Origin of the sequence: Klebsiella sp. CN_Kp106 (genome assembly GCF_040064575.1) — a bacterium.
In the GTDB taxonomy this organism is placed as follows: domain Bacteria; phylum Pseudomonadota; class Gammaproteobacteria; order Enterobacterales; family Enterobacteriaceae; genus Klebsiella; species Klebsiella michiganensis.
In genome coordinates this window covers 111,248-135,120 of sequence record NZ_JBEAIG010000014.1, presented here as the reverse complement: position 1 = coordinate 135,120, position 23,873 = coordinate 111,248, and the positions used below count along the sequence as shown (strand labels likewise).

Sequence of the window (23,873 nt, the reverse complement as noted above, 5' to 3'; positions counted from 1 at the left end):
AGCCTCCTTACCAGAACAGCGCGACAAACAGGATCACCACGGTGACGACCGCAGTGACGATCCAAAGCCCCTTAATAACCGGCTCTGGCCCCATTTTCTCGCCTTTAAGGATAATATTGGCAGCTTTCGGTGCCAGCTCAAACCAGGTTTTGGTATGCAGCAGCGCGGCTGCAAGCGTGATCAGGTTCAGGATCACGACAATCGGATTTTGCAGAAAACCGATATACCCGGCCCAGCTCTCCGCGCCGTGCTTCAGTGCGAACAATCCGTAAATCAGCACGATGCTGAACCAGACCGTGGGTACCGCTGTCCCCTCACGCAGCATATAGAAGCGATAAAACGGCAGTTTTTTCCACCAGGTGGACGGCATCGGCCGCACGTAGGGTTTGCGTTTAGTCGTCATACTGCACTCCTTAGCGTGGTTTCAGGGTGGCGATAAGAAAGTCTTTCGAGCTTTCTACCTTGCCCTGCTGGATCGCGGCCGCCGGGTCGACGTGTTTCGGGCAGACTTCGGAGCAGTAGCCCACGAAAGTACATGTCCAGACGCCATTCTGGCCGTTAAGCTGCGCCATACGTTCCTTTTTACCGTGGTCGCGGCTGTCTTCGTTATAGCGATGGGCGAGGGTGATCGCCGCCGGGCCGATAAACTCCGGATTAAGACCAAACTGCGGGCAGGCCGCGTAGCACAGGCCGCAGTTAATGCAGCCGGAGAACTGGTGATACTTGGCCATTTGCGCCGGGGTCTGGGTGTTAGGCCCCTGATCGGGCGTGCGCGGGTTGCCAATGATGTACGGCTTAATCGCTTCCAGGCTTTCAATAAAGTGGGTCATATCGACCACCAGATCGCGCTCAATCGGGAAGTTAGCCAGCGCCTCGACTTTAATGCCTTTGGTGTATTCGCGCAGGAAGGTTTTGCAGGCCAGTTTTGGCACCTTGTTCACCATCATGCCGCAGGAACCGCAAATCGCCATGCGGCAGGACCAGCGGTAGCTGAGGTCCGGCGCGAGGTTGTCTTTGATATAGCCCAGCGCATCAAGCAGCGAGGTTTGCTCATCATAGGGAACTTCATAGAAAGCGCTGTGCGGTGCGATGTCCACTTCCGGGTTATAGCGCACCACTTCGACTTTCATGTTTTTCATCTCAGCCATTCGTCGTCTCCTTCTTCTCGGCTGCTTCCGCTTCCGCACCGTACACGCGTTTTGCCGGCGGCAGAGTGGTGATTTTCACATCACTGTACTCCAGACTGGTGTGGCCATCGGCATCGCGGAAGGCGAGGGTATGCTTGAGGAAGTTGACGTCGTCGCGCTCGGTGCAGCCTTCATCCAGGCGCTGATGCGCGCCGCGGGACTCTTTACGCGCGAGGGCGGAATGCGCCATACATTCGGCGACGTTCAGACCATGGCCCAGTTCGATGGTGTACAGCAGGTCGGTATTGAACACGCTGGACGTGTCGGTGATCCGCACGCGCTTGAAGCGCTCCTGCAGCTCGGCGAGCTTATCGACCGTTTTCTGCATGAGCTCCGGCGTACGGTAGATGCCGCAGCCTTCTTCCATCGACAGACCCATTTCGTCGCGAATCTTCGCCCAGTTCTCGTTACCTTCCTGATTAACCAGATCTTTCAGGCGCTTCTCGATATCGACGACCTGCGCGTCCAGCGCGGCGCTATTGGCTTCGCCCGCTTCGGTTGCGCGCTGCATGGCCTGCTCACCGGCCAGACGACCAAAGACCACCAGCTCCGCCAGGGAGTTGGAGCCAAGGCGGTTGGCGCCGTGCAGACCCACAGAAGAACACTCGCCAACGGCAAACAGCCCTTTGATACGGGTTTCACACTGCTGGTCGGTTTCGATCCCGCCCATGGTGTAGTGTGCGGTTGGACGCACCGGAATCGGCTCTTTTACCGGATCGACGCCAACGTAGGCTTTCGAGAGTTCACAGATAAACGGCAGACGTTCAAGCAGCTTTTTCTCACCCAAATGGCGCAGATCGAGATAGACCACATCGCCTCGCGGCGTAGGGATCGTGTTGCCCTTGCGCCATTCGTGCCAGAAAGCCTGGGAGACTTTATCGCGCGGACCCAGCTCCATATATTTATTTTTCGGTTCGCCCAGCGGGGTTTCCGGACCCATGCCGTAATCCTGCAGGTAGCGGTAGCCGTTCTTGTTGACCAGAATACCGCCTTCGCCGCGGCAGCCTTCCGTCATCAGAATACCGGAGCCCGGCAGGCCGGTGGGGTGATACTGCACGAACTCCATATCGCGCAGCGGTACGCCGTGGCTGAGCGCCATACCCATCCCGTCGCCGGTGACGATACCGCCGTTGGTATTGTAGCGATACACGCGTCCAGCGCCGCCGGTAGCCAGAACTACCGCGTTGGCGCGGATCTGCACCAGCGTACCTTCCATCATATTCATTGCGACCAGACCTCGAGCCTGCCCATCATCGACCAGAATATCCAGAACAAAATGTTCGTCGAAGCGTTGGATTTGCGGGAATTGAAGCGAGGTCTGGAACAGGGTGTGCAGCATATGAAAGCCGGTTTTATCGGCAGCGAACCAGGTTCGTTCGATCTTCATACCGCCGAATCGCCGGACGTTGACGCTGCCGTCCGGGCGGCGGCTCCACGGGCATCCCCACTGTTCGAGCTGGGTCATTTCCGTCGGGCAGTGATGAACGAAGTAGTCAACGACGTCCTGCTCACATAGCCAGTCGCCGCCGGCAACGGTGTCGTGAAAATGGTACTCGAAGCTATCATGATCCTGCGCGACGGCAGCGGAACCCCCTTCAGCAGCAACGGTATGGCTGCGCATAGGATAGACTTTTGAAATTAGAGCTATTTTTGCATTTGGATTAGCTTGCGCGGCGGCTATTGCGGCGCGAAGACCTGCTCCGCCTGCGCCTATTACGGCAAGATCGGCTTGAAAAGTTTGCACGACATTCCTCCAGTTTTTGTTTATTTCGCCGCCGGGCTGGCGAAAACGTATCACTGCTCCTTTATAGGTAAGGAGTATAGCCGTAGGGTTATGAGGGAAAATTGACGTGTTCGATTTTTTTATCGTTCTGTGCGGTCGTTTATCTCATTGCTTTATGTTTTTGGGTTATCAATAAATTAAGTGTATGTAACGCGTTTACGTATTCGCACAAAATTTGTTTCATCCGCCAGTTACGAGTAGACTTCGTGCCCTTGTTTCAAATCGGAGAACGTACCATGAGCGAAACGGCAACCTGGCAGCCGAGCGCATCCATTCCAAATCTATTAAAACGTGCAGCGGTCATGGCGGAAATTCGCCGTTTCTTTACCGACCGCGGCGTGCTGGAGGTGGAGACGCCCTGCATGAGTCAGGCGACGGTGACGGATATTCATATGGTCCCGTTTGAGACGCGTTTCGTCGGTCCTGGTCATTCTCAGGGGCTGAATCTGTACCTGATGACCAGCCCGGAGTATCACATGAAGCGCCTGCTGGCGGCCGGCTGCGGCCCGGTGTTTCAGCTGTGCCGTAGCTTCCGCAATGAAGAGATGGGGCGCCACCATAACCCGGAATTCACCATGCTGGAGTGGTATCGTCCGTGCTATGACATGTACCGGCTGATCAATGAAGTGGACGATCTGCTCCAGCAGGTCCTCGACTGCCAGCCAGCCGAAAGCCTCTCCTATCAGCAAGCCTTCCAGCGTCATCTGGAAATCGATCCGCTGTCGGCGGATAAAACGCAGCTGCGCGAAGTGGCGGCGAAGCTGGATCTGAGCAATATCGCCGATACGGAAGAGGACCGGGATACGCTGCTTCAGCTACTTTTTACCATGGGCGTCGAGCCGCACATCGGTAAAGATCGTCCGACGTTTATTTATCACTTCCCGGCAAGCCAGGCGTCGCTGGCGCAAATCAGCACCGAAGATCACCGCGTGGCGGAACGTTTTGAGGTCTATTACAAAGGCATTGAGCTGGCGAACGGTTTTCATGAGCTGACCGACGCGCGCGAACAGCAGCAGCGTTTTGAGCAGGATAACCGCAAGCGCGCCGCTCGCGGCCTGCCGCAGCAGCCAATCGATCGTCATCTGCTGGCCGCTCTCGAAGCCGGGCTGCCGGATTGTTCCGGCGTGGCGCTGGGCGTTGACCGCGTCGTGATGCTGGCCCTGGGGGCAGAAAGCATCGGTGAGGTTCTCTCTTTCACCGTCGACCGCGCCTGATCCTCTCTCAGCTTCCCTTTCGATGATGGAAGGGAAGCCCGCCTTTTAGCCCTAATACCCACAAGAACCGTTTGGTTTTTTGCTACTATCCGCGCTCATTTTTTTGGGCTATCCGGCATCCTCTGCCGCGATACCGCGTTTGGATAGATTTATGCACCAGCAAATAAAGAAGATGAGCCTGATTGGGCTGATATTAATGATCTTCACCTCGGTATTTGGTTTTGCAAACAGCCCCTCAGCGTTCTACCTGATGGGTTACAGCGCGATGCCGTTTTATCTCTTCTCCGCTCTGTTTTTCTTTATCCCTTTTGCGCTAATGATGGCGGAGATGGGAGCGGCCTATCGTAAGGAGGAGGGCGGGATCTATTCATGGATGAATCATAGCGTCGGCCCGCGCTTTGCGTTTATGGGGGCCTTTATGTGGTTTTCATCCTATGTGGTCTGGATGGTCAGCACGGCGGCTAAAATTTGGGTGCCGTTTTCCACATTCTTATTCGGCGCGGATAAAACGCAATCCTGGGCGCTGGCCGGACTGACCTCCACGCAAACGGTCGGTATTCTTGCCGCGTTCTGGATGCTGCTGGTGACCTTTGTCGCGGTAAAAGGCATGCACAAAATCGCCAAAATTACCGCCGTCGGCGGGATCGCGGTCATGGGCCTTAATCTGGTCCTGCTGCTGGTGAGCCTGGTGATTTTACTGCTCAACGGCGGCCATTTTGCCCAACCATTGGATTTCACGGCCTCGCCTAATCCAGACTATCAGTCCGGTCTGGCGATGCTATCGTTCGTGGTTTTTGCCATCTTTGCCTACGGCGGAATCGAAGCGGTTGGCGGTCTGGTGGATAAAACCGAGCAGCCGGAAAAGAATTTTGCCAAAGGCATTGTTATCGCGGCGGTCGTCATTTCTGTTGGCTATTCGCTGGCGATTGTTCTGTGGGGCGTGAGCGCCAACTGGCAGCAGGTATTGAGCAACCCTTCCACGAACCTCGGTAATATCACCTACGTGCTGATGACCCACCTTGGCGCCACCCTGGCTAATGCGATGCATCTGCCGCCCGCCGTCGCCGCCCTGAGCGGATTATGGTTTGCCAGAATCACCGGACTCGCCATGTTCCTCGCTTATACCGGCGCTTTCTTTACCCTGAGCTACTCGCCGTTAAAGGCGATTATTCAGGGCACGCCAAAAGCGCTCTGGCCTTTAGCAATGACGCGAATTAACGCTAACGGTATGCCGGCGAACGCCATGTGGTGGCAGTGCCTGCTGGTGAGCGTGTTTATTCTGCTGGTTTCCTTTGGGGGCGATACCGCGTCGGCGTTTTATAACAAACTGACGCTGATGGCGAATGTCTCTATGACGCTGCCGTATCTGTTTTTAACGCTGGCATTTCCTTTTTTTAAGGCGAAGCAGGATCTCGATCGCCCCTTTGTGATTTTTAAACACCGCGGCTCGACGCTGCTGGCGACCGCCGTTGTGGTACTGGTGGTGGCATTTGCCAATATCTTTACCGTGATTGAGCCGGTGATGGAAGCGGGTGACTGGAGCAGCGCGCTGTGGATGGTCGGCGGACCGGCTTTCTTTTCGCTGCTGGCGCTGGGGATCTATGAGAATTACCGCCGGCGTACGGCGGTGCAGCTGATGGTCGAGGAGAGCTAAAACGCTGGCCTTGCCTGCGTTCAGGCAAGGCCGTTCTTACAGGCTGCCGGGCGTGCGGCTGGTTTTCCCTGCCGAGGTCAGCGCCCTGCTGCTTTTTCTGCCATCGATGCTCTCCAGGCGCATCTGGAACGGCGGGAACGGCATATCGATACCGTGCTCGCGGAATCCGGCCAGAATCAGCTGGTGCATCTCGTGGCGCAGCGGCATCCGGTGACCCATTTCGGCGGCGTAGATACGCAGCTCGAAAATCTGGATCCCCTGCTGCAGATCAACGAGGAACGCTTCCGGCGCCGGGGTATCGATAACCAATGAACAGCGGTGCGCGGCATTTAACAGGATCTGCGCCACCTCTTCGGTATCGGCATCTACCGGAGCAGGCACCGTTAGCACCACGCGGGTCACGGAATCCGACAGCGACCAGTTGATGAACTGTTCGGTGATGAACGCCTTGTTCGGTACGATAATCTCTTTACGGTCCCAGTCGCTGATGGTGGTGGCGCGGGTATTAATACGCGTCACGCTGCCGGTGAGATCGCGAATGGTGACCGTATCGCCAATGCGGATCGGTTTCTCAAACAGGATAATCAGGCCCGAGATAAAGTTGGCGAAGATCTCCTGCAGGCCAAAACCGAGACCCACACCGAGCGCGGCAATAAGCCACTGCAGCTTGGACCACTCAATCCCAATCATCGAGAAGCCGACCAGACCGCCGATCAGCATCAGCAGATACTTAGTGATGGTGGTGATGGCGTAGCCGGTGCCCGGCGTCAGTTCCAGATGCTGGAGGATAGCCAGCTCCAGCAGCGCGGGCAGGTTGCGCACCAGCTGGGTAGTAATAATCAGCACCAGGATGGCTATCAGCACCGCGCCGAGGGTAATCGGCTCCAGGCTCTCAACGCCCTGTACCGTGGAGGTGACGTCCCACAGCGAGATATTCTCCAGGAAGCCAAACGCGGAGTGGATTTCTGACCACAGCACGATAACCGACACCAGCGCGATCAGCATCAGCAGGGAGCGCACCAGACGCAACGACTGGGTACTGATGGCATCAAGATCGACCTCGCTGACCTCAGCTTCCATCGAACCTTCCGGGCTGCTGGTATGCTGGACTTCCTCTTCGCCGCGGGCGCGCTGGGCGAGGATCTCCGCCCGACGGTGCTTCGCGCGATCGAACGCCAGGCGGCGCCGCTGGATCAGCATCCAGCGGCGTATGATGTGATAAACCACCAGCAGCAGGAACCAGATGGCGACCGAGGTTTCAAGCCTGGCGAGCAGCGCCTGCGACGTGGCGAGATAGCCGATCGCCGCCGCCAGCATTGCTATCAGCGGCGCGCCGAGCAGCATATTCCACAGCAGCCGGTTCAGCATATTGTCGCCGCTGCCTTCTTTGTCGAGATACAGCGGAATGCCGGCGCGTTTCAGGCTCAGGGTCACCATCGCCAGCGCGCCGCAAATCAGCATAAAGCAGAGGCGGCCCAGCGAGGCGGAGAACTCGCGATCGTTGAGGTTATCGAAAGTAATCAGCGCCATAATCAGCGGCACGATCAGCCCGATGCTCATCAGGTAGTAGCGCATCGCTTTGCTGACGCGGCTGCGCGGCCAGCCAAAGTGGGCGATAAACAGGCCGTTAGGGCGAGCGAACGTGGCGCAAATCATCACGACCCACAGCAGCGGTACCGTGGCGGTGACGCTATCGCCAATCGCCACGGCCAGCGGGAAAGGCCAGGCGGCCTGCAGCCCGTAGCCCAGCGTCATCCACAGCACCGGCAGCGGCGAGGCCACCAGTATGGACCAGAACACCGTGCGCAGGGTGAGCCAGAAGTGATCCTGCGTAACCTTACCGACGCGCGCGCTGGAGCGCTCAAGGAAGCTGGTGAAATGGCGGCGTGAGCTAATACTGAACCCCACCAGAATGAGCGCGACGAAGAGCGGCAGCAGGGTCTCTTTACTGGTCAGCATCATCATGCTGGCCTTACCGAGCTGGCTCATGGTATCGAGCGAGATCAGGCGGCGGAGATCCTGAACGATCTCCAGCGGCCATGAGAAGCCGATTGGGCTGACGTCCGAGGTCCAGAACAGATAGCGGTGGGTCGCTTCGTTGATCTCTTTAAGCGCATCCTCTAGCTGACCGTTGGCGACCTTCAGCTTGGTCAGTTCGAGCATAAGCGTATCGCCGCCGCGCAGCAGGGAGTTGAGCAGCTCGGTCTGCGTGCGCATCTGGGCCTGCAGAATACGGTTCTGTTCCGCGGTGAGCGGTTCACCGCTGGCCTGACGAATTTGTCTTAGCTGAGGCTGTTTGCCGAGCTGATCTTCATAGCGTAAACGCTGCACGCGCAGCTGCGCCATTTCGGTATCCAACTGCTGCGGCCGCGGGATTTCCGGCAGCCGCGCCACCTGCGCGCGCAGGGCTTCGCCAAGCAGATTGGAAGAGCCCAGCCACTGGGACTGCTCGCGCAGGGTGTTTAACGCCTGACGCACCTGGAGGGTCTGATTGGTCGCCTGGCGCTGCTGCGAGGCGATCAAATCCATCCGCTGCGCCTGCTGGTTGAGCGCCTGCGACAGCTCGCGGTTAACTTTAAACTGCGCCACGATATCCGGCGGCAGATTTTCGCTGTTTTCCGCCAGCAGTTCGGTGCTTTCCAGCGCTTTCTCCGCCTCGCGCTGCCGTTGGTTATTGAGCTGATTTCTCAGCGCCTGTAGCCAGGCGTCGAGCTGCTCGCTCTCTTTCTGCGCCAGCTCGGATCGCAACCGTGAGAGCTCCTGGCGGTTATTGGCGGAAAGCTGCGCCAGATCCAGCTCATCGACCAGCGCTTTCAGCCGCGCGGACTCCGCCTGCAGACCAAGATTTTGCGCCTGTGCCAGCGGGGTATTGCTGCTTTGCGCGCCGACCCGGCGTTCAACGTCATTCAGCTGGCGGCGGGCATCGCTCTGCTGCTGCGGCAGCTGGTTGAGGGAGTCGGCGATGTCGCGGGCGCGATCCTGCTCCTGCTGAGCTTTACGACTGGCTTCCAGCAGCTGGCTGCTGACCTGGAGAATCTCCTGGTTCAGGGCATCGGAGGAGAGGGTAGTGGAGACCTGGCGCGGCTCATCGCTGAGATTATTGAGCTGCGCGCGCAGGTTTTGCGACAGTTTGGGGAAGTTATCGATAACGTCCTGGTACTGACGGGCGCGCTCAAGGGAAGCATTTCGCTCCTCAAGGGCGTTCAGGGCAGATTGCAGGACTTCAACGGTTTCAGGCTGGGCGGGCTTTGCCGCCTTCGCCTGTTCCAGCTCCTGGGCTATCTGTTTAGCATCCGGGGCTGTCGCTGCGTACGCCCCAAAACTGAGGCACCAGGCCAACAGGAAAGTGTATATCAGGCGCACGGCGTAACCTTTTTTCAGGAATTAACCTTCGTCTTGTTTATCGTCAACCAGCGGGCTGGCTGCGTGTTCAGCGCGGACTTCTTCTTCCGCCAGCGGCGCGGGCTCTACCGGCGCTGTGGCTTCAGGCGCGATCGCCAGCGGCTGGCCTATTTTGGTCACCGACAGGCTTTGTAACTGCTCAACCAGCTTCACCTGGCCCGGAGCAAACAGGTTAATCACCGTGGAGCCCAGCTTAAAGCGGCCCATCTCCTGGCCTTTCAGCAGGGCGACGGAGCCTTCGCTATCGCCAGCAGGCCAGGTCCAGCGCTTAATGATGCCTTCGCGCGGCGGCGTGACGGTACCGGACCACACGGTTTCGATGCTGCCGACGATGGTGGCGCCGACGAGGATTTGCACCATAGGGCCAAACTCAGTATCGAACAGGCAGATGACGCGCTCGTTGCGGGCAAAAAGATTCGGCACGTTTTGCGCGGTCAGATGGTTTACGGAAAACAGATCCCCCGGCACGTAGATCATTTCGCGCAGAATACCGTTGCACGGCATATGCACGCGGTGGTAATCGCGCGGCGAAAGATAGGTGGTAACGAAGCTACCGTTACGGAACAGGTCAGCCATCTGGTAGTTACCGGCCAGCAGCGCTTCCAGGCTGTAGTTATGGCCTTTAGCCTGCAAAATTTTGTCGTCTTCAATGGCGCCCAGTTGGCTGATGACGCCGTCGGCGGGCATTACCAGCACGCTCGGGTCTGTGTTTAGCGGACGGACGTCGTCGCGCAGCGGGCGAACGAAGAAGTCGTTAAAGGTACGGTAGCTGGCGGTGTCAGGCTTTTGCGCCTCTTTCATATCGACCTTGTAATATTTCACGAACAGATCGATGACCAGTTTTGTCAGCCAGCCTGCTCGTTTGCGTGCACCCCAGCCTGCGAGGCGGGTGAGCCACAGTTTAGGCAGAATGTATTGCAGTGAAAGTTTAAGATCGTTTAACAAGGTAGCCTCCAGGCCATTATTTGTCGTTCCTGGCCCCGCGTAGCAGCGGAGCCTGAAAAAAGGGGGACGATTCTAACGATGCTCAGCTTAAATGTCAGTCATCGGTTGATGAAAAGCTTTTACGCGTTTTTACCTGTACCTGCGCCATGCTTTCCAGAATGCGATGGTAGTTTTCAAACCGGCTTTCGGCGATTTCGCCTTTCTCCACCGCTTCGCGAATGGCGCAGCCCGGGTCATTGTCGTGTTTGCAGTCGCGGTATTTGCAGCGGCCTAAATAATCATGGAATTCGACAAAGCCGTGGGTGATTTGTTCCGCGTCGAGATGCCACAGGCCGAACTCGCGTACGCCCGGCGAGTCAATCACATCGCCGCCGTGCGGGAAGTGGTACAGGCGCGCGGCCGTGGTGGTGTGCTGCCCCAGTCCGGAGACATCCGAAACGTCATTGGTGAGGATTTGGTCATCATGCAGGCCCAGCAGCGCGTTCAGCAGGCTGGATTTGCCTACCCCTGACTGCCCGGCAAAGATACTGATACGATCGGTGAGCGCCTCTTCAAGCGGCTTCAGGCCATCCTGCGTGCGGCTGGAGACCATCAGTACGCGGTAACCAATATGGCGATAAATGTCCATTTGCTCGTTGACGAAGTCCATGCTCGCCTGGTCCAGCAGGTCGATCTTATTGAGCACGATCAGCGGCTCAACGTTCAGCGTTTCGCAGGCTACGAGGTAGCGGTCGATAATATTCGGAGAAAGCTCAGGCAAGATCGCGGAAACAATAACAATCTGATTGATATTGGCGGCGATGGGTTTGACGCCGTCGTAGAAATCCGGACGCGTCAGTACGGAGGTCCGTTCATGGACGGCCTCGACGATGCCCTTGACGTTGACGCCGTCAGCTTCGCTTTTGCCAGGCCGCCAGACCACGCGATCGCCGGTGACCAGCGAACGGATAGTGCGGCGTATGTTGCAACGGTGGACGCTACCGTCGGCGGATTCGACATCGGCATGCATGCCAAAGCGGCTAATGACGGTCCCTTCGGATTTCTCACCGAACAGGTTGTCATCAAAATCGGCCTTCTCCGAAGTCGTTTTCAGGCGGCGCTGGTGGTTGGCCTTCACGCGGCGCTGTTGGCCTTTGGAGAGTTTATTTTTACTCAATCGAACTGGCTCCTGGTCGCCCTGTACGGGCAAAACCTCTATGATACACGCTATTTTAGATGAATATAGTGACGTAAGAAGGGTGGAAAATAACATGAGTGCAGATGAAAACAACCTGATTTGGATCGATCTTGAAATGACGGGGCTGGATCCGGAGCGCGATCGCATCATCGAAATCGCCACCCTGGTGACCGACGCGAATCTGAACATTCTGGCGGAAGGGCCGACCATTGCGGTGCACCAGTCAGACGAGCAGCTGGCGCTGATGGACGAGTGGAACGTGCGTACCCATACCGGCAGCGGGCTGGTGGAGCGGGTGAAGGCGAGTACCCAGGGCGATCGTGAAGCCGAACTGGCGACTATCGAATTCCTCAAAAAGTGGGTACCGGCGGGTAAGTCGCCGATCTGCGGCAATAGCATCGGCCAGGATCGCCGCTTCTTGTTTAAATATATGCCTGAGCTGGAAGCGTATTTCCACTACCGTTATCTGGACGTCAGCACGCTGAAAGAGCTGGCTCGTCGCTGGAAGCCGGAAATTCTCGACGGCTTTAAGAAACAAGGAACCCATCAGGCGATGGACGATATTCGCGAATCGGTCGCGGAACTGGCCTACTATCGCGAACACTTTATTAAGCTTTAACGCCCGTGCCGGGGCCAACACGCCCCGGTCATACCATCGACTATTTAAACCACTTCTGTTCCATGGCCTGGAACTCCGGCGAGGCTTTTACGACATCCAGAGCGGCATTGATGTTATTCAGCAGCTCAGGATCGTCTTTACGTACCGCAATGGCGTACTGCTTACCGTAGTAGCCGGGATCCGTGGCGCGTTCGTCCATCATGGCGTAGTCGGGGTTATCCTGGAGCCATTTCGTTAACGTCTCCTGATCGCCCATCACGCCGCTAATCACGCCTTCTTTCAGCGCGCTCAGGGCGCTTTCGTCGCTGTCGTAAGGCACCGCATGCACGGCTTTTTGTTTGTCCCGCAGATAGTGCTGATGAAGGGTGCCTTTCACGACGCCGATTTTTTTATCCTTCAGATCGGCAAAGGTATGGGCGGCGTCTTTCGCTGTGACAACTACGCCGGACAGCGCCTGACGATAGGGATGGCTGAACGCAACCTGCTTTTCTCGCATCGGAATCACTTCGATACCGGCAATCACGGCGTCGAATTTCTTAAAGCGCAGCGCCGGGATGAGGGTATCGAACCCCTGGGGAGTGAATTTGCATTCGACCTGCATCTGCCTGCACAGCGCGTTGGCCAGGTCGATATCAAAACCCGTGGGCTGATTTTTACCATTGACGGTTTCATACGGCGGATTGGCCGTCGTTGTCCCAAAATGTAGCGTTGTTGCCGATGCTGTTCCTGTGGCAAGCGTGGCCAGCAGCAGGACGGTAAGCGCTTTTTTCATTTTATTTCCCTGGTTGTCATCGTTGTTGACCGTCAGCGGGCGATATCCGCCTATAAACTTGAGCGATTTTGCGCCTTTAGCGGGCCCGGAAAAAGTGATTTTGCCGCATTTGCTGGTTATTTAGACAATTCAGGCCGGTGTGTGGTGATAAAGTGGTCACTTAAACCAAAAACGAAAAAAATTGCGCTCAGGGGGGTTGCAGGTAAATCGAATTCTCGTATAATGCGCCTCCCGTGACGAAGCAGAAATGCAAATCACGACGCCATAGAAATATGGCCAGAAGTATGCGGGAATAGCTCAGTTGGTAGAGCACGACCTTGCCAAGGTCGGGGTCGCGAGTTCGAGTCTCGTTTCCCGCTCCAAAATTTGAAAGTTACCACACCCAAGCGGGAATAGCTCAGTTGGTAGAGCACGACCTTGCCAAGGTCGGGGTCGCGAGTTCGAGTCTCGTTTCCCGCTCCAAATATCTTCTCATACCCAGTTTATCCACAGCGCAAGCACGCGCCGGTGATGATTTTCGTGCGGTCCTGAAAATACTGTGAACAGAGTTATCCACAGGTTAACCTTTCGTCCTCTCTCAGAAAATTACTTCACCATGTAAATAGTATTCTTATATCTAATTGAAATGTAACAGTTAAATTTCATTTCAAAGTGTTAATCCGATCACTTGACGAACGTCTGCCCCTTGAAACGCAATGTGTTTTTATTTTTATTCACACCCTGTGAATGAATCAGGCGTCGCGCGGTAGCCCTTTTTCAACCACCCTGACCAGACGCAGCTTTTTGGGTAACTGCACTTCAACCACATTGGCATTTCTCTTTTCAATTTGCTGCGCCATCGCCCACTCGATATGTTCGTCGAGAAGCGGGTGCTCACCCCTGCGGCTTTCCAGCGCCTTCAGGTTCGCTTCATCCCAGGGCGCGTTGCCCAACGCGACGGCGATATTACGCAGCCAGCGCAGATGACCAATACGGCGAATGGCCGAACCTTCCGTCACTTTTAAAAACCAGGGTTCGCTCCAGGCGAACAGCTCAATAAGCGCCGGGGCGTGTAGCGCCTTGCGCGGGCTGAAATCCTCTTCATCGGTGAGCTGCGCGAAGCGGTTCCACGGGCAAATCAGCTGGCAGTCATCGCAGCCGTATATGCGGTTGCCGATCAGCGGACGAAACTCTTCCGGAATAGCGCCTTCCAGTTCGATAGTCAGATAGGAAATACAGCGCCGGGCATCGACGGTATAGGGCTCGACGATGGCGCCGGTCGGGCAGATGGTCATGCAGGCAACGCAGCGGCCGCACTCTTCCTTGACGGGCTGGTCAATGGGAAGAGGGAGATCGATAAGCAGTTCACCGAGGAAAAAGAACGAGCCGGCATCGCGGCTAAGGATGAGCGAGTGCTTACCTGTCCATCCCAGCCCCGCTTTTTCGGCTAAAGGGCGTTCAAGAATCGGCGCGGAATCGACAAAAGGTCTAAAATTGAGCGAAGCACACTGTCCCTGAATCATCTCACCTAATTTTTTCAGGCGATGACGTAATAGCTTGTGATAGTCCCGTCCGAGGGCGTAACGGCTAACGTAACCCACCGCGGGGTCTTTCAGGGTGCGGGCGAAAGCGGCATTAGCGGGCAGATAGTTCATTCTCACGCTAATTACGCGCAGGGTACCGGGCTGGAGCTCATGGGGGCGCGCGCGCATCATGCCATGACGCGCCATCCACGCCATTTCGCCGTGGTATTGTTTATCCAGCCACGCCTGCAGTTTAGGTTCGCTGGCGCTGAGATCGGTATCAGTAATACCGACCTGCTGGAACCCCAACTCTGTGCCCCATTGTTTGATTTGCTGCGCTAACTGATTGAGATCGAGGGGCTGTGACATGATGGACCATACGATGACGAAAAACACCGGGAGTATACCACATATCATCTGGTCGGCGGAGGCGCTACGGCGAGCGGAAAAAGAGGCGGCGGATGCCCTTGGGCTGACGTTGTATGAACTGATGCGTCGTGCGGGCGAAGCGGCTTTTGAGCTTGCGCGCGTCCAGTATCCTGAAAGCCAGCACTGGCTGATTCTCTGCGGCCACGGTAATAACGGCGGCGACGGCTACGTGGTGGCTCGCCTGGCACAGTCGCGAGGCATTCAGGTCACGCTGCTGGCGCTGGAGAGCGAGAAGCCGCTGCCGGAAGAGGCCAGCCTCGCGCGTGAGGAGTGGCTCAACGCCGGCGGCACGATTCATGCTGCCAGCATTCCCTGGCCGGAAGATATCACGCTGATTATTGACGGCCTGCTCGGTACCGGGTTACAGAGCGCGCCCCGGGAAAACGTTGCGGCGCTGATCGCGCGGGCAAATGCCCATCCGGCTGCGGTTGTGGCGCTGGATATCCCCTCCGGCCTGAATGCGCAAACGGGGACGACGCCGGGCGCGGTTATCCATGCCGCTCATACCATCACCTTTATCGCGCTTAAGCCGGGGCTGCTGACCGGAAAAGCCCGCGATGTCGTTGGCCGTTTGCATCACCACGCCCTGGGGCTTGAGGGTTGGCTGGCAGGCCAAACGACGGCGCTCAGTCGCTTCGATGCCTCGCAGCTCCCCGGCTGGCTGCCGCCGCGGCGTCCAACCTCGCACAAAGGCGACCACGGTAAGCTGGTGATTATTGGCGGCGAACCGGGGACGGCGGGCGCCATACGAATGAGCGGTGAAGCGGCGCTGCGCGCGGGCGCCGGGCTGGTGCGAGTACTGACTCACCGGGACAACATTGCCCCCATTCTGACCGCCAGACCGGAGCTGATGGTCCATGAGCTGACGTCCCGTTCTCTCGAAGAGAGTCTGCACTGGGCGGATGTCATTGCGATTGGGCCGGGTCTGGGGCAGGGCGAGTGGGGTAAAAATGCGCTACGCCAGGCGGAGAATTTTCGCAAACCGATGGTCTGGGATGCGGATGCGCTGAACCTGCTGGCAATCAATCCCGATAAACGTCACAATCGCGTGCTGACGCCGCATCCCGGCGAAGCCGCCCGCCTGCTGAACGTGAGTGTGGCAGAAATTGAAAACGATCGCTTACATTCTGCACAACGTCTGGTAAAACGTTATGGTGGCATCGTGGTGCTGAAAGGTGCAGGTACGATCGTGGCGAGCGAAACGGGCGAAATGGCTATTATCGACGCCGGTAACGCTGGGATGGCCAGCGGCGGGATGGGCGATGTGCTGACCGGTATTATCGCTGCGTTGTTAGGCCAGCGCCTGACGCCGTATGATGCTGCCTGCGCCGGATGCGTTGCTCATGGCGAAGCCGCCGATCGGCTGGCGGCGAGACACGGCACCCGCGGAATGCTGGCGACCGATCTTTTTTTCACGCTCAGGCGTGTTGTTAACCCGGATGTGATTGACGTAGACCATGATTAACCGAGTGATTCCTTTACCCGATGAGCAGGCGACTTTAAGCCTTGGCAACCGCGTCGCGCAGGCATGCGCTGGCGCGACGGTCATCTATTTGTATGGCGATTTAGGGGCGGGTAAGACCACCTTTAGCCGCGGTTTCCTTCAGGCTCTCGGTCACCGTGGCAACGTTAAAAGCCCAACCTACACCCTCGTCGAGCCATACAGTCTCGATAATTTGATGGTCTATCACTTCGATCTTTATCGCCTGGCGGATCCTGAGGAACTCGAGTTTATGGGGATCCGCGATTATTTTACTGACGATGCTATCTGCCTGGTGGAATGGCCTCAGCAGGGCACGGGAGTACTGCCGGACCCGGATGTTGAAATTCACCTTGAGTATCAGGCACAAGGGCGTGAGGCGCGCGTAACTGCGGTCTCCTCATTGGGTGAGTCTTTATTGGCGCGTTTGGCTAATTAGCCTGAAGGACGACGGGATGATGTATCGCTTAACCAGTTGGCTGGCCGCCGCACTGATGCTGTTCAGCATTCAGGCCACTGCGGCAAGTTTATCCGATATCCAGGTCTCAAATGGCGATCGGCAGGCCCGCATTACCATTAGCTTTATCGGCGAACCTGAATATTCGTTTAGCCCCCAGGGCAAACGCATCGTGGCGCTGGATATTAAACAGACTGGCGTACTCCAGGGGCTACCGCTGCAGTTTAGCGGCAATAATCTGGTAAAAAGCATTCGTTCCGGGACGCCGCAGGATACGCAGTCGCTGCGCCTGCTGGTGGATCTCACCGCCGATGGCAAAACCCGCGCGGTGAAACAGCAGAACGGCTCTAACTACACCGTGGTGTTTACGATTAACGCCGACGCGCCGCCTCCGCCTCCACCTCAGCCAGTGGTGGTTAGACAGGCGGAAAGGCCCGTGGCGCAGCCCGTGCGTCCGAGCGAACCCGCGCGCAACCCGTTTAAAGCCGATAACGACCGGCTTACCGCGGTGACCAGCACCAGTAGCGTAACGCGTCCTGCGGCGCGTACCGTTTCCGGCGACGATAAAGTGATTATCGCCATTGACGCCGGCCACGGCGGCCAGGATCCGGGAGCCATTGGTCCGAACGGCACGAAAGAAAAGAATGTGACCATAGCGATTGCGCGTAAGCTCCGCGCGCTGCTGAATGCCGATCCGCAGTTCAGGCCCGTGCTAACGCGCGACGGCGATTATTTCATTTCCGTCATGGGGCGTTCTGACGTCGCACGTAAGCAAAACGCCAATTTCCTTGTCTCGATTCACGCCGACGCTGCGCCGAATCGCGATGCTACCGGGGCCTCGGTTTGGGTGCTTTCCAACCGTCGCGCGAACAGCGAAATGGCCGGCTGGCTCGAGCAGCATGAGAAACAGTCAGAACTGCTGGGCGGCGCGGGCGATGTACTGGCCAACAGCCAGTCGGACCCTTACCTGAGCCAGGCGGTGCTGGATTTACAGTTCGGCCATTCCCAGCGCGTCGGGTATGATGTGGCGACCAATGTGCTGAGCCAGCTGCAGCGGATCGGCGATTTACATAAGCGTCGCCCTGAGCATGCCAGCCTCGGCGTGCTGCGTTCGCCGGATATCCCGTCGATCCTGGTGGAAACGGGTTTTATCAGTAATACCGGCGAAGAGCGGCTGCTGGGTAGCGATGCTTATCAGCAGCAGGTCGCAGAGGCGATTTATAACGGCCTGCGTAACTACTTTATGCAGCATCCTCTGCAATCCGCGCCGCGCGGGGCAGCCGCGCAGACTGCCAGCGCAGGTTCGTCAGACGGGACGTTGTTAAATTAAGGAGACGGCCATGCCGATTCAGGTTCTACCGCCGCAGCTCGCCAACCAGATTGCCGCAGGTGAAGTGGTGGAACGTCCGGCGTCGGTGGTCAAAGAGCTGGTGGAAAATAGCCTCGATGCCGGGGCGACGCGTATCGACATTGATATTGAGCGCGGCGGGGCGAAGTTAATCCGCATTCGCGATAACGGCTGCGGCATCAAAAAAGACGAGCTGGCGCTGGCGCTGGCTCGTCACGCCACCAGTAAAATTGCTTCGCTGGATGACCTTGAGGCGATCATTAGCCTCGGCTTTCGCGGCGAAGCTCTGGCCAGTATTAGCTCAGTGGCGCGCCTGACGTTGACCTCGCGTACCGAAGATCAGCAGGAGGCCTGGCAGGCCTATGCCGAAGGGCGCGATCAGGCGGTCACCGTGAAGCCGGCGGCGCATCCGGTGGGAACAACGCTGGAAGTGCTGGATCTGTTTTATAACACCCCCGCCCGGCGCAAATTTATGCGCACCGAGAAAACCGAGTTTGGCCATATCGACGAGATCGTGCGGCGCATTGCGCTGGCGCGCTTCGACGTGACCATCAACCTCAGCCACAACGGCAAGGCCGTGCGCCAGTACCGGGCGGTATCGCAGGACGGCCAGCGCGAGCGGCGTCTGGGCGCAATCTGCGGTTTGCCATTTCTCGAACACGCGCTGGCGATTGAGTGGCAGCACGGCGACCTGACCCTCAGCGGCTGGGTGGCCGATCCGCTACATACCAATCCGACGCTGGCGGAGATTCAGTATTGCTACGTCAATGGGCGGATGATGCGCGATCGCCTGATTAATCACGCGATTCGCCAGGCCTGTGAAGACAAACTGGGCGCCGACCAGCAGCCTGCCTTTGTGCTGTATCTGAAGATAGATCCGCATCAGGTGGATGTGAACGTCCATCCGGCCAAACATGAAGTGCGTTTTCATCAGTCGCGCCTGGTGCATGACTTTATCTATCAGGGCGTGCTGAGCGTCCTGCAGCAGCAGCTGGAGGTGCCGTTGGCGGAAGAGGGCGATGAGCCCGCGCCGCGGCAGGTGCCGGAAAACCGCATTGCGGCGGGCGGCAATCATTTTGCCCAGCCGGCGGTCGCGCGTGAAAGCGCCGCTCCCCGTTACCGGGATGAGCCCGCCGCGCCGCGTTTTAATACCGGAGGTTCGCGAGAGTCCGCCGCCTCGGGTTCATCTGGCGGAGCCGCCTGGCCGCACGCGCAGCCAGGCTATCAAAAACAGCAGGGTGCGCTTTATCGCCAACTGCTGGATACGCCGGCCACGGAGCGTAAACCCCTGGCTCCCGCACCGGCAGCGGAAGGCCTGTCGGGCCATAGCCAAAGCTTTGGCCGCGTACTGACGATTATCGATAGCGACTGCGCGCTGCTGGAGCGCGGCGGTAAGTTAGCGCTGCTGGCTCTGCCGGTTGCTGAGCGCTGGCTGCGCCAGGCGCAGCTAACGCCGGGCGCAGAGGCGGTTTGCGCCCAACCGCTGCTTATCCCGCTGCGGATAAAAGTGTCCGACGAGGAAAAAGACGCGCTCAAGCAGGCGCAGTCGGCGCTGGCTGAGGTCGGGATTGAACTCCAGTCCGATGCGCACCACGTGACGGTGCGCGCAGTGCCTTTACCCTTAAGACAACAAAATTTACAAATCTTGATTCCTGAACTGATAGGCTACCTGGCGCAGCAAAAAACCGTCGACGTCGGCAATATTGCTCAGTGGATGGCGCGTAATCTGGCGAGCGAACATGCGCAGTGGAACATGGCGCAGGCGATTGCCGTCCTGGCGGATATAGAACGCTTATGCCCGCAGCTGGTTAAAGCGCCGCCGGGTGGTCTGTTACAACCTGTTGATTTACATTCGGCGATGAATGCCCTGAAAGATGAGTGATGTAACTGAGGCAAGCCTGCCTAAGGCAATATTTTTAATGGGCCCGACGGCCTCTGGTAAAACCGCATTGGCTATCGCCTTACGTAAAGTTTTGCCAGTAGAGTTGATTAGCGTTGATTCAGCCCTCATCTATCGAGGAATGGACATAGGCACGGCCAAGCCCGATGCCGCGGAGCTGAGCGCTGCGCCGCATCGTCTGCTGGATATTCTTGACCCGGCCGAAGCTTATTCCGCGGCGGATTTCCGCCGCGATGCGCTGGCAGAGATGGCCGATATCGTCGCTGCCGGGCGTATTCCGCTACTGGTTGGCGGAACGATGTTGTATTTCAAGGCGTTGTTGGAAGGATTGTCGCCTCTACCCTCGGCTGACCCTGAGGTCAGAGCCAGGATCGAGCAACAGGCCGCAGAGCAGGGATGGAACGCGTTACACCAGCAGCTACAGGAAATTGATCCGGTTGCCGCCGCGCGTATTCATCCAAATGATCCGCAAAGACTTTCCCGAGCACTGGAAGTTTTTTTCATTTCGGGTAAAACTTTAACGGAGCTGACGCAAACGTCAGGTGATGCTCTGCCGTATAAGGTGCACCAGTTCGCCATCGCCCCGGCGAGCCGTGAACTGCTCCATCAGCGCATAGAACAGCGTTTTCATCAGATGTTGGCTTCAGGTTTTGAAGCAGAAGTGCGGGCGCTTTTTGCCCGGGGAGATTTGCATACGGATATGCCTTCCATTCGTTGTGTCGGATATCGCCAGATGTGGTCTTACCTTAATGGCGAGATCCCGTATGATGAAATGGTTTATCGAGGTGTTTGCGCCACGAGACAGTTAGCTAAACGTCAGGTGACCTGGCTGCGCGGTTGGGAAGGTATCCACTGGTTAGACAGTGAACAACCTGAACAAGCGTTCAACAAAGTATTACAGGTTGTTGGTGCTAGCCTGGACTGAACGTGTACAATTGAACGGGTATCGTGCGTAATTTTTTTAAGAATCGTAAGGTTCTGAGTACAAAACAAGCATACATATAAGGAAAAGAGAGAATGGCTAAGGGGCAATCTTTACAAGATCCGTTCCTGAACGCTTTGCGTCGGGAACGTGTTCCGGTTTCTATTTATTTGGTGAATGGTATTAAGCTGCAAGGGCAAATTGAGTCTTTCGATCAGTTCGTGATCCTGTTGAAAAACACGGTCAGCCAGATGGTCTATAAGCACGCAATTTCTACTGTTGTCCCGTCTCGCCCGGTGTCACACCACAGCAACAATGCTGGCGGCGGTACAAACAACTATCACCACGGTGGTGGTGCGCAGGGTTCTTCTGCGCCGCAGCAAGACAGCGAAGACGCCGAATAAGGCAGATGCTGTTTTTCCACGTCGGGGAGCCAGGTTTTCTGCGTTCCCCGCTGGTATTTTATAAGGGGTTTACGCTTGTTTGACCGTTATGACGCCGGTGAGCAGGCGGTACTGGTACACATCTATTTTTCGCAAGACAAAGATATGGAAGATCTCCAGGAGTTTGAAACTCTGGCCTCTTCCGCCGGTGTCGAAGCAATGCAGGTGATTACCGGTAGCCGTAAAGCACCGCACCCGAAGTATTTTGTTGGTGAAGGTAAAGCAGTCGAAATTGCGGAAGCCGTAAAAGCGACCGGTGCATCGGTCGTGCTCTTCGATCATGCCCTGAGTCCGGCACAGGAACGAAACCTGGAGCGCTTATGCGAATGTCGGGTTATCGATCGTACCGGCCTGATTTTAGATATTTTTGCCCAGCGAGCGCGTACCCACGAAGGGAAACTGCAGGTCGAGCTGGCGCAGCTGCGCCACATGGCGACTCGCCTCGTTCGCGGCTGGACCCACCTTGAAAGACAGAAAGGCGGGATTGGTTTGCGCGGCCCGGGGGAAACCCAGCTCGAAACTGACCGCCGCTTGCTGCGTAACCGTATTATGCAGATCCTGGCGCGACTGGAAAAAGTTGAAAAACAGCGTGAGCAGGGACGGCGGTCACGCGCCAAAGCCGATATTCCAACCGTGTCGCTGGTCGGTTATACCAACGCCGGTAAATCCACGTTGTTCAACCAGATAACCGAAGCCGAGGTCTATGCTGCGAACCAGCTGTTCGCCACTCTGGACCCAACGCTGCGCCGGATTGATGTCCCTGATGTCGGCGAAACCGTCCTGGCGGATACCGTAGGCTTTATTCGCCACCTGCCGCACGATCTGGTGGCCGCGTTTAAAGCGACGCTCCAGGAGACGCGCCAGGCGACGCTGTTGCTGCATATCATTGATGCTGCCGATGTGCGCGTGCAGGAAAATATTGACGCAGTGAATACGGTGCTCGCGGAAATCGAAGCTGATGAGATCCCGGCGCTGCTGGTCATGAATAAAATCGACATGCTGGATGATTTTGAGCCGCGTATCGATCGGGATGAAGAAAATAAACCGATTCGGGTCTGGCTTTCCGCCCAGACCGGGGTTGGCGTACCGCTGCTTTTTCAGGCTTTGACGGAACGGCTTTCTGGTGAAGTGGCCCAGCACACGCTGCGCCTGCCACCGCAGGAAGGTCGGTTGAGAAGCCGGTTCTATCAGCTTCAGGCGATAGAGAAAGAGTGGATGGAGGATGACGGTAGCGTTGGTCTGCAGGTGCGCATGCCGATCGTTGACTGGCGTCGCCTCTGTAAACAAGAGCCAGCGCTGGTTGAATACGTGATTTGACCTTGCAGCTTGCCTGAAGATATTGACCCCTGTGGGGATATCAAAAACAAATATGGAGCATATACATGGCGTGGAATCAGCCCGGTAATAACGGACAGGACCGCGACCCGTGGGGAAGCAGCAATAACCAAGGCGGCAACTCTGGGGGAAATGGCAACAAAGGCGGTCGCGAGCAGGGACCTCCCGATCTGGATGATATCTTCCGTAAGCTAAGTAAAAAACTTGGCGGCTTGGGTGGCGGAAAAGGTGGACTGGGCGGCGGTAGCGGCTCTCAGGGACCTCGCGGGCCAATGGGCGGACGTATCGTCGGCATCGTTGCTGCCGCTGCGGTTATTATCTGGGCAGCCAGCGGTTTCTATACCATTAAAGAAGCTGAACGTGGCGTCGTCACTCGCTTTGGTAAATTTAGCCATCTGGTTGAGCCTGGCCTTAACTGGAAACCTACTTTCATTGATAACGTTCAGGCGGTTAACGTTGAGTCGGTTCGCGAACTGGCGGCTTCCGGCGTCATGCTGACGTCTGACGAAAACGTCGTGCGCGTTGAGATGAACGTGCAGTACCGCGTGACCGATCCGGAACGCTATCTGTTTAGCGTCACCAGCGCGGACGACAGCCTGCGTCAGGCCACCGACAGCGCCCTGCGTGGCGTGATCGGTAAATACACCATGGACCGTATCCTGACCGAAGGACGTACCGTCATTCGTAGCGATACCCAGCGCGAGCTGGAAGAGACCATTCGTCCGTACAACATGGGTATCACCCTGCTCGACGTCAACTTCCAGACGGCGCGTCCGCCGGAGGAAGTAAAAGCCGCGTTTGATGATGCGATTGCCGCGCGTGAAAACGAACAGCAGTACATTCGTGAAGCGGAAGCTTACACCAACGAAGTCCAGCCGCGGGCTAACGGTCAGGCGCAGCGTATCCTTGAAGAGGCTCGCGCCTATAAGACCCAGACCGTTCTTGAAGCGCAGGGTGAAGTGGCTCGTTTTGCAAAAATTCTGCCTGAGTATAAAGCGGCTCCGGAAATTACCCGCGAGCGTCTGTATATCGAAACCATGGAAAAAGTGCTGAGCCATACGCGCAAAGTGCTGGTTAACGATAAGGGGAGCAACCTGATGGTTCTGCCTCTGGATCAGATGCTGAAAGGCGCCGGCGCGCCGGCGGCAAAGAGCGATAGCAGTGGCGCAAGCGATCTGCTGCGTCTGCCGCCTGCATCCAGCTCAAACAGCGCCAGTAACGCTTCTACCTCTACGGGAGGCACCATTATGGACCAACGCCGCGCCAACGCGCAGCGTAACGACTACCAGCGTCAGGGGGAATAA

General features: G+C 57.1%; 19 protein-coding genes and 2 tRNA genes. 13 read left to right on the top strand and 8 right to left on the bottom strand.

What is annotated here, in order from left to right:
• Positions 1 to 7: 7 nt before the first annotated feature.
• Genes frdC through frdA form a run of 3 tightly spaced genes read right to left on the bottom strand, consistent with a single transcriptional unit; the run spans position 8 to position 2,931 of the window.
• Positions 8 to 403 carry a fumarate reductase subunit FrdC gene (gene frdC, locus ABLU96_RS08165; RefSeq protein WP_004117355.1) on the bottom strand — a complete coding sequence of 132 codons (396 nt, stop codon included), beginning with the start codon at positions 401 to 403 and terminating at the stop codon, positions 8 to 10.
• A gap of 10 nt (positions 404 to 413) precedes the next feature.
• Positions 414 to 1,148, bottom strand: coding sequence for a succinate dehydrogenase/fumarate reductase iron-sulfur subunit (locus tag ABLU96_RS08160; protein ID WP_004097940.1), 735 nt, complete (start codon positions 1,146 to 1,148; stop codon positions 414 to 416).
• Positions 1,141 to 2,931 carry a fumarate reductase (quinol) flavoprotein subunit gene (gene frdA / locus ABLU96_RS08155; RefSeq protein WP_025107641.1) on the bottom strand — a complete coding sequence of 597 codons (1,791 nt, stop codon included), beginning with the start codon at positions 2,929 to 2,931 and terminating at the stop codon, positions 1,141 to 1,143. The genes ABLU96_RS08160 and frdA overlap by 8 nt, the downstream gene beginning before the upstream one ends.
• A gap of 275 nt (positions 2,932 to 3,206) precedes the next feature.
• On the opposite strand from frdA, the gene epmA reads away from it, so the two are divergent.
• Complete coding sequence (epmA, locus tag ABLU96_RS08150; protein ID WP_025107640.1) at positions 3,207 to 4,184, top strand: elongation factor P--(R)-beta-lysine ligase; 978 nt, start codon at positions 3,207 to 3,209, stop codon at positions 4,182 to 4,184.
• Between the two features lie 151 nt (positions 4,185 to 4,335).
• Positions 4,336 to 5,838 (top strand): glutamate/gamma-aminobutyrate family transporter YjeM, encoded by a 1,503-nt coding sequence (gene yjeM / locus ABLU96_RS08145; RefSeq protein ID WP_064358232.1) that lies wholly within the window; start codon positions 4,336 to 4,338, stop codon positions 5,836 to 5,838.
• 36 nt (positions 5,839 to 5,874) lie between these two features.
• On the opposite strand, the gene mscM is transcribed toward yjeM, so the two are convergent.
• The 3 genes from mscM to rsgA all read right to left on the bottom strand — a co-directional run bounded on the left by mscM (position 5,875) and on the right by rsgA (position 11,341).
• Positions 5,875 to 9,201 (bottom strand): miniconductance mechanosensitive channel MscM, encoded by a 3,327-nt coding sequence (gene mscM, locus ABLU96_RS08140; protein WP_064405833.1) that lies wholly within the window; start codon positions 9,199 to 9,201, stop codon positions 5,875 to 5,877.
• A gap of 21 nt (positions 9,202 to 9,222) precedes the next feature.
• Complete coding sequence (gene asd, locus ABLU96_RS08135; protein WP_032747612.1) at positions 9,223 to 10,185, bottom strand: archaetidylserine decarboxylase; 963 nt, start codon at positions 10,183 to 10,185, stop codon at positions 9,223 to 9,225.
• A gap of 94 nt (positions 10,186 to 10,279) precedes the next feature.
• The gene (gene rsgA, locus ABLU96_RS08130; RefSeq protein WP_004097952.1) at positions 10,280 to 11,341 is read right to left on the bottom strand and encodes a small ribosomal subunit biogenesis GTPase RsgA; all 1,062 of its coding nucleotides are present in this window, start codon (positions 11,339 to 11,341) and stop codon (positions 10,280 to 10,282) included.
• A 94-nt stretch (positions 11,342 to 11,435) separates the two neighbouring features.
• Here rsgA and orn point away from each other — a divergent pair, with 94 nt between their 5' ends.
• On the top strand, positions 11,436 to 11,981 hold the full coding sequence (gene orn / locus ABLU96_RS08125) for an oligoribonuclease (RefSeq protein WP_004128059.1): 546 nt from the start codon (positions 11,436 to 11,438) through the stop codon (positions 11,979 to 11,981).
• Between the two features lie 40 nt (positions 11,982 to 12,021).
• On the opposite strand, the gene ABLU96_RS08120 is transcribed toward orn, so the two are convergent.
• Positions 12,022 to 12,753 carry an arginine ABC transporter substrate-binding protein gene (locus ABLU96_RS08120; protein WP_025107636.1) on the bottom strand — a complete coding sequence of 244 codons (732 nt, stop codon included), beginning with the start codon at positions 12,751 to 12,753 and terminating at the stop codon, positions 12,022 to 12,024.
• A 286-nt stretch (positions 12,754 to 13,039) separates the two neighbouring features.
• On the opposite strand from ABLU96_RS08120, the gene ABLU96_RS08115 reads away from it, so the two are divergent.
• Positions 13,040 to 13,115 (top strand) — tRNA-Gly (locus ABLU96_RS08115).
• A gap of 24 nt (positions 13,116 to 13,139) precedes the next feature.
• Positions 13,140 to 13,215: transfer RNA gene (locus ABLU96_RS08110), tRNA-Gly, on the top strand.
• A gap of 269 nt (positions 13,216 to 13,484) precedes the next feature.
• On the opposite strand, the gene queG is transcribed toward ABLU96_RS08110, so the two are convergent.
• Entirely contained in the window at positions 13,485 to 14,624 is a 1,140-nt protein-coding gene (gene queG / locus ABLU96_RS08105; protein WP_014227617.1) for a tRNA epoxyqueuosine(34) reductase QueG, read from the bottom strand.
• A 13-nt stretch (positions 14,625 to 14,637) separates the two neighbouring features.
• On the opposite strand from queG, the gene nnr reads away from it, so the two are divergent.
• The 8 genes from nnr to hflK all read left to right on the top strand — a co-directional run bounded on the left by nnr (position 14,638) and on the right by hflK (position 23,873).
• A complete protein-coding gene (nnr, locus tag ABLU96_RS08100; protein WP_163520876.1) occupies positions 14,638 to 16,149 on the top strand; it encodes a bifunctional ADP-dependent NAD(P)H-hydrate dehydratase/NAD(P)H-hydrate epimerase in 1,512 nt (503 codons plus the stop codon).
• Positions 16,142 to 16,603 carry a tRNA (adenosine(37)-N6)-threonylcarbamoyltransferase complex ATPase subunit type 1 TsaE gene (gene tsaE / locus ABLU96_RS08095; protein ID WP_014227619.1) on the top strand — a complete coding sequence of 154 codons (462 nt, stop codon included), beginning with the start codon at positions 16,142 to 16,144 and terminating at the stop codon, positions 16,601 to 16,603. The genes nnr and tsaE overlap by 8 nt, the downstream gene beginning before the upstream one ends.
• 16 nt (positions 16,604 to 16,619) lie before the next feature.
• Positions 16,620 to 17,951, top strand: coding sequence for an N-acetylmuramoyl-L-alanine amidase AmiB (gene amiB / locus ABLU96_RS08090; protein WP_014837183.1), 1,332 nt, complete (start codon positions 16,620 to 16,622; stop codon positions 17,949 to 17,951).
• A gap of 10 nt (positions 17,952 to 17,961) precedes the next feature.
• Entirely contained in the window at positions 17,962 to 19,851 is a 1,890-nt protein-coding gene (gene mutL, locus ABLU96_RS08085) for a DNA mismatch repair endonuclease MutL (RefSeq protein ID WP_049103790.1), read from the top strand.
• On the top strand, positions 19,844 to 20,794 hold the full coding sequence (gene miaA, locus ABLU96_RS08080; protein WP_032695150.1) for a tRNA (adenosine(37)-N6)-dimethylallyltransferase MiaA: 951 nt from the start codon (positions 19,844 to 19,846) through the stop codon (positions 20,792 to 20,794). The genes mutL and miaA overlap by 8 nt, the downstream gene beginning before the upstream one ends.
• 92 nt (positions 20,795 to 20,886) lie before the next feature.
• Entirely contained in the window at positions 20,887 to 21,195 is a 309-nt protein-coding gene (gene hfq, locus ABLU96_RS08075; RefSeq protein WP_004097968.1) for an RNA chaperone Hfq, read from the top strand.
• A 75-nt stretch (positions 21,196 to 21,270) separates the two neighbouring features.
• Entirely contained in the window at positions 21,271 to 22,551 is a 1,281-nt protein-coding gene (gene hflX / locus ABLU96_RS08070; protein ID WP_004097973.1) for a ribosome rescue GTPase HflX, read from the top strand.
• A 65-nt stretch (positions 22,552 to 22,616) separates the two neighbouring features.
• Positions 22,617 to 23,873, top strand: coding sequence for an FtsH protease activity modulator HflK (gene hflK / locus ABLU96_RS08065; RefSeq protein WP_004097974.1), 1,257 nt, complete (start codon positions 22,617 to 22,619; stop codon positions 23,871 to 23,873).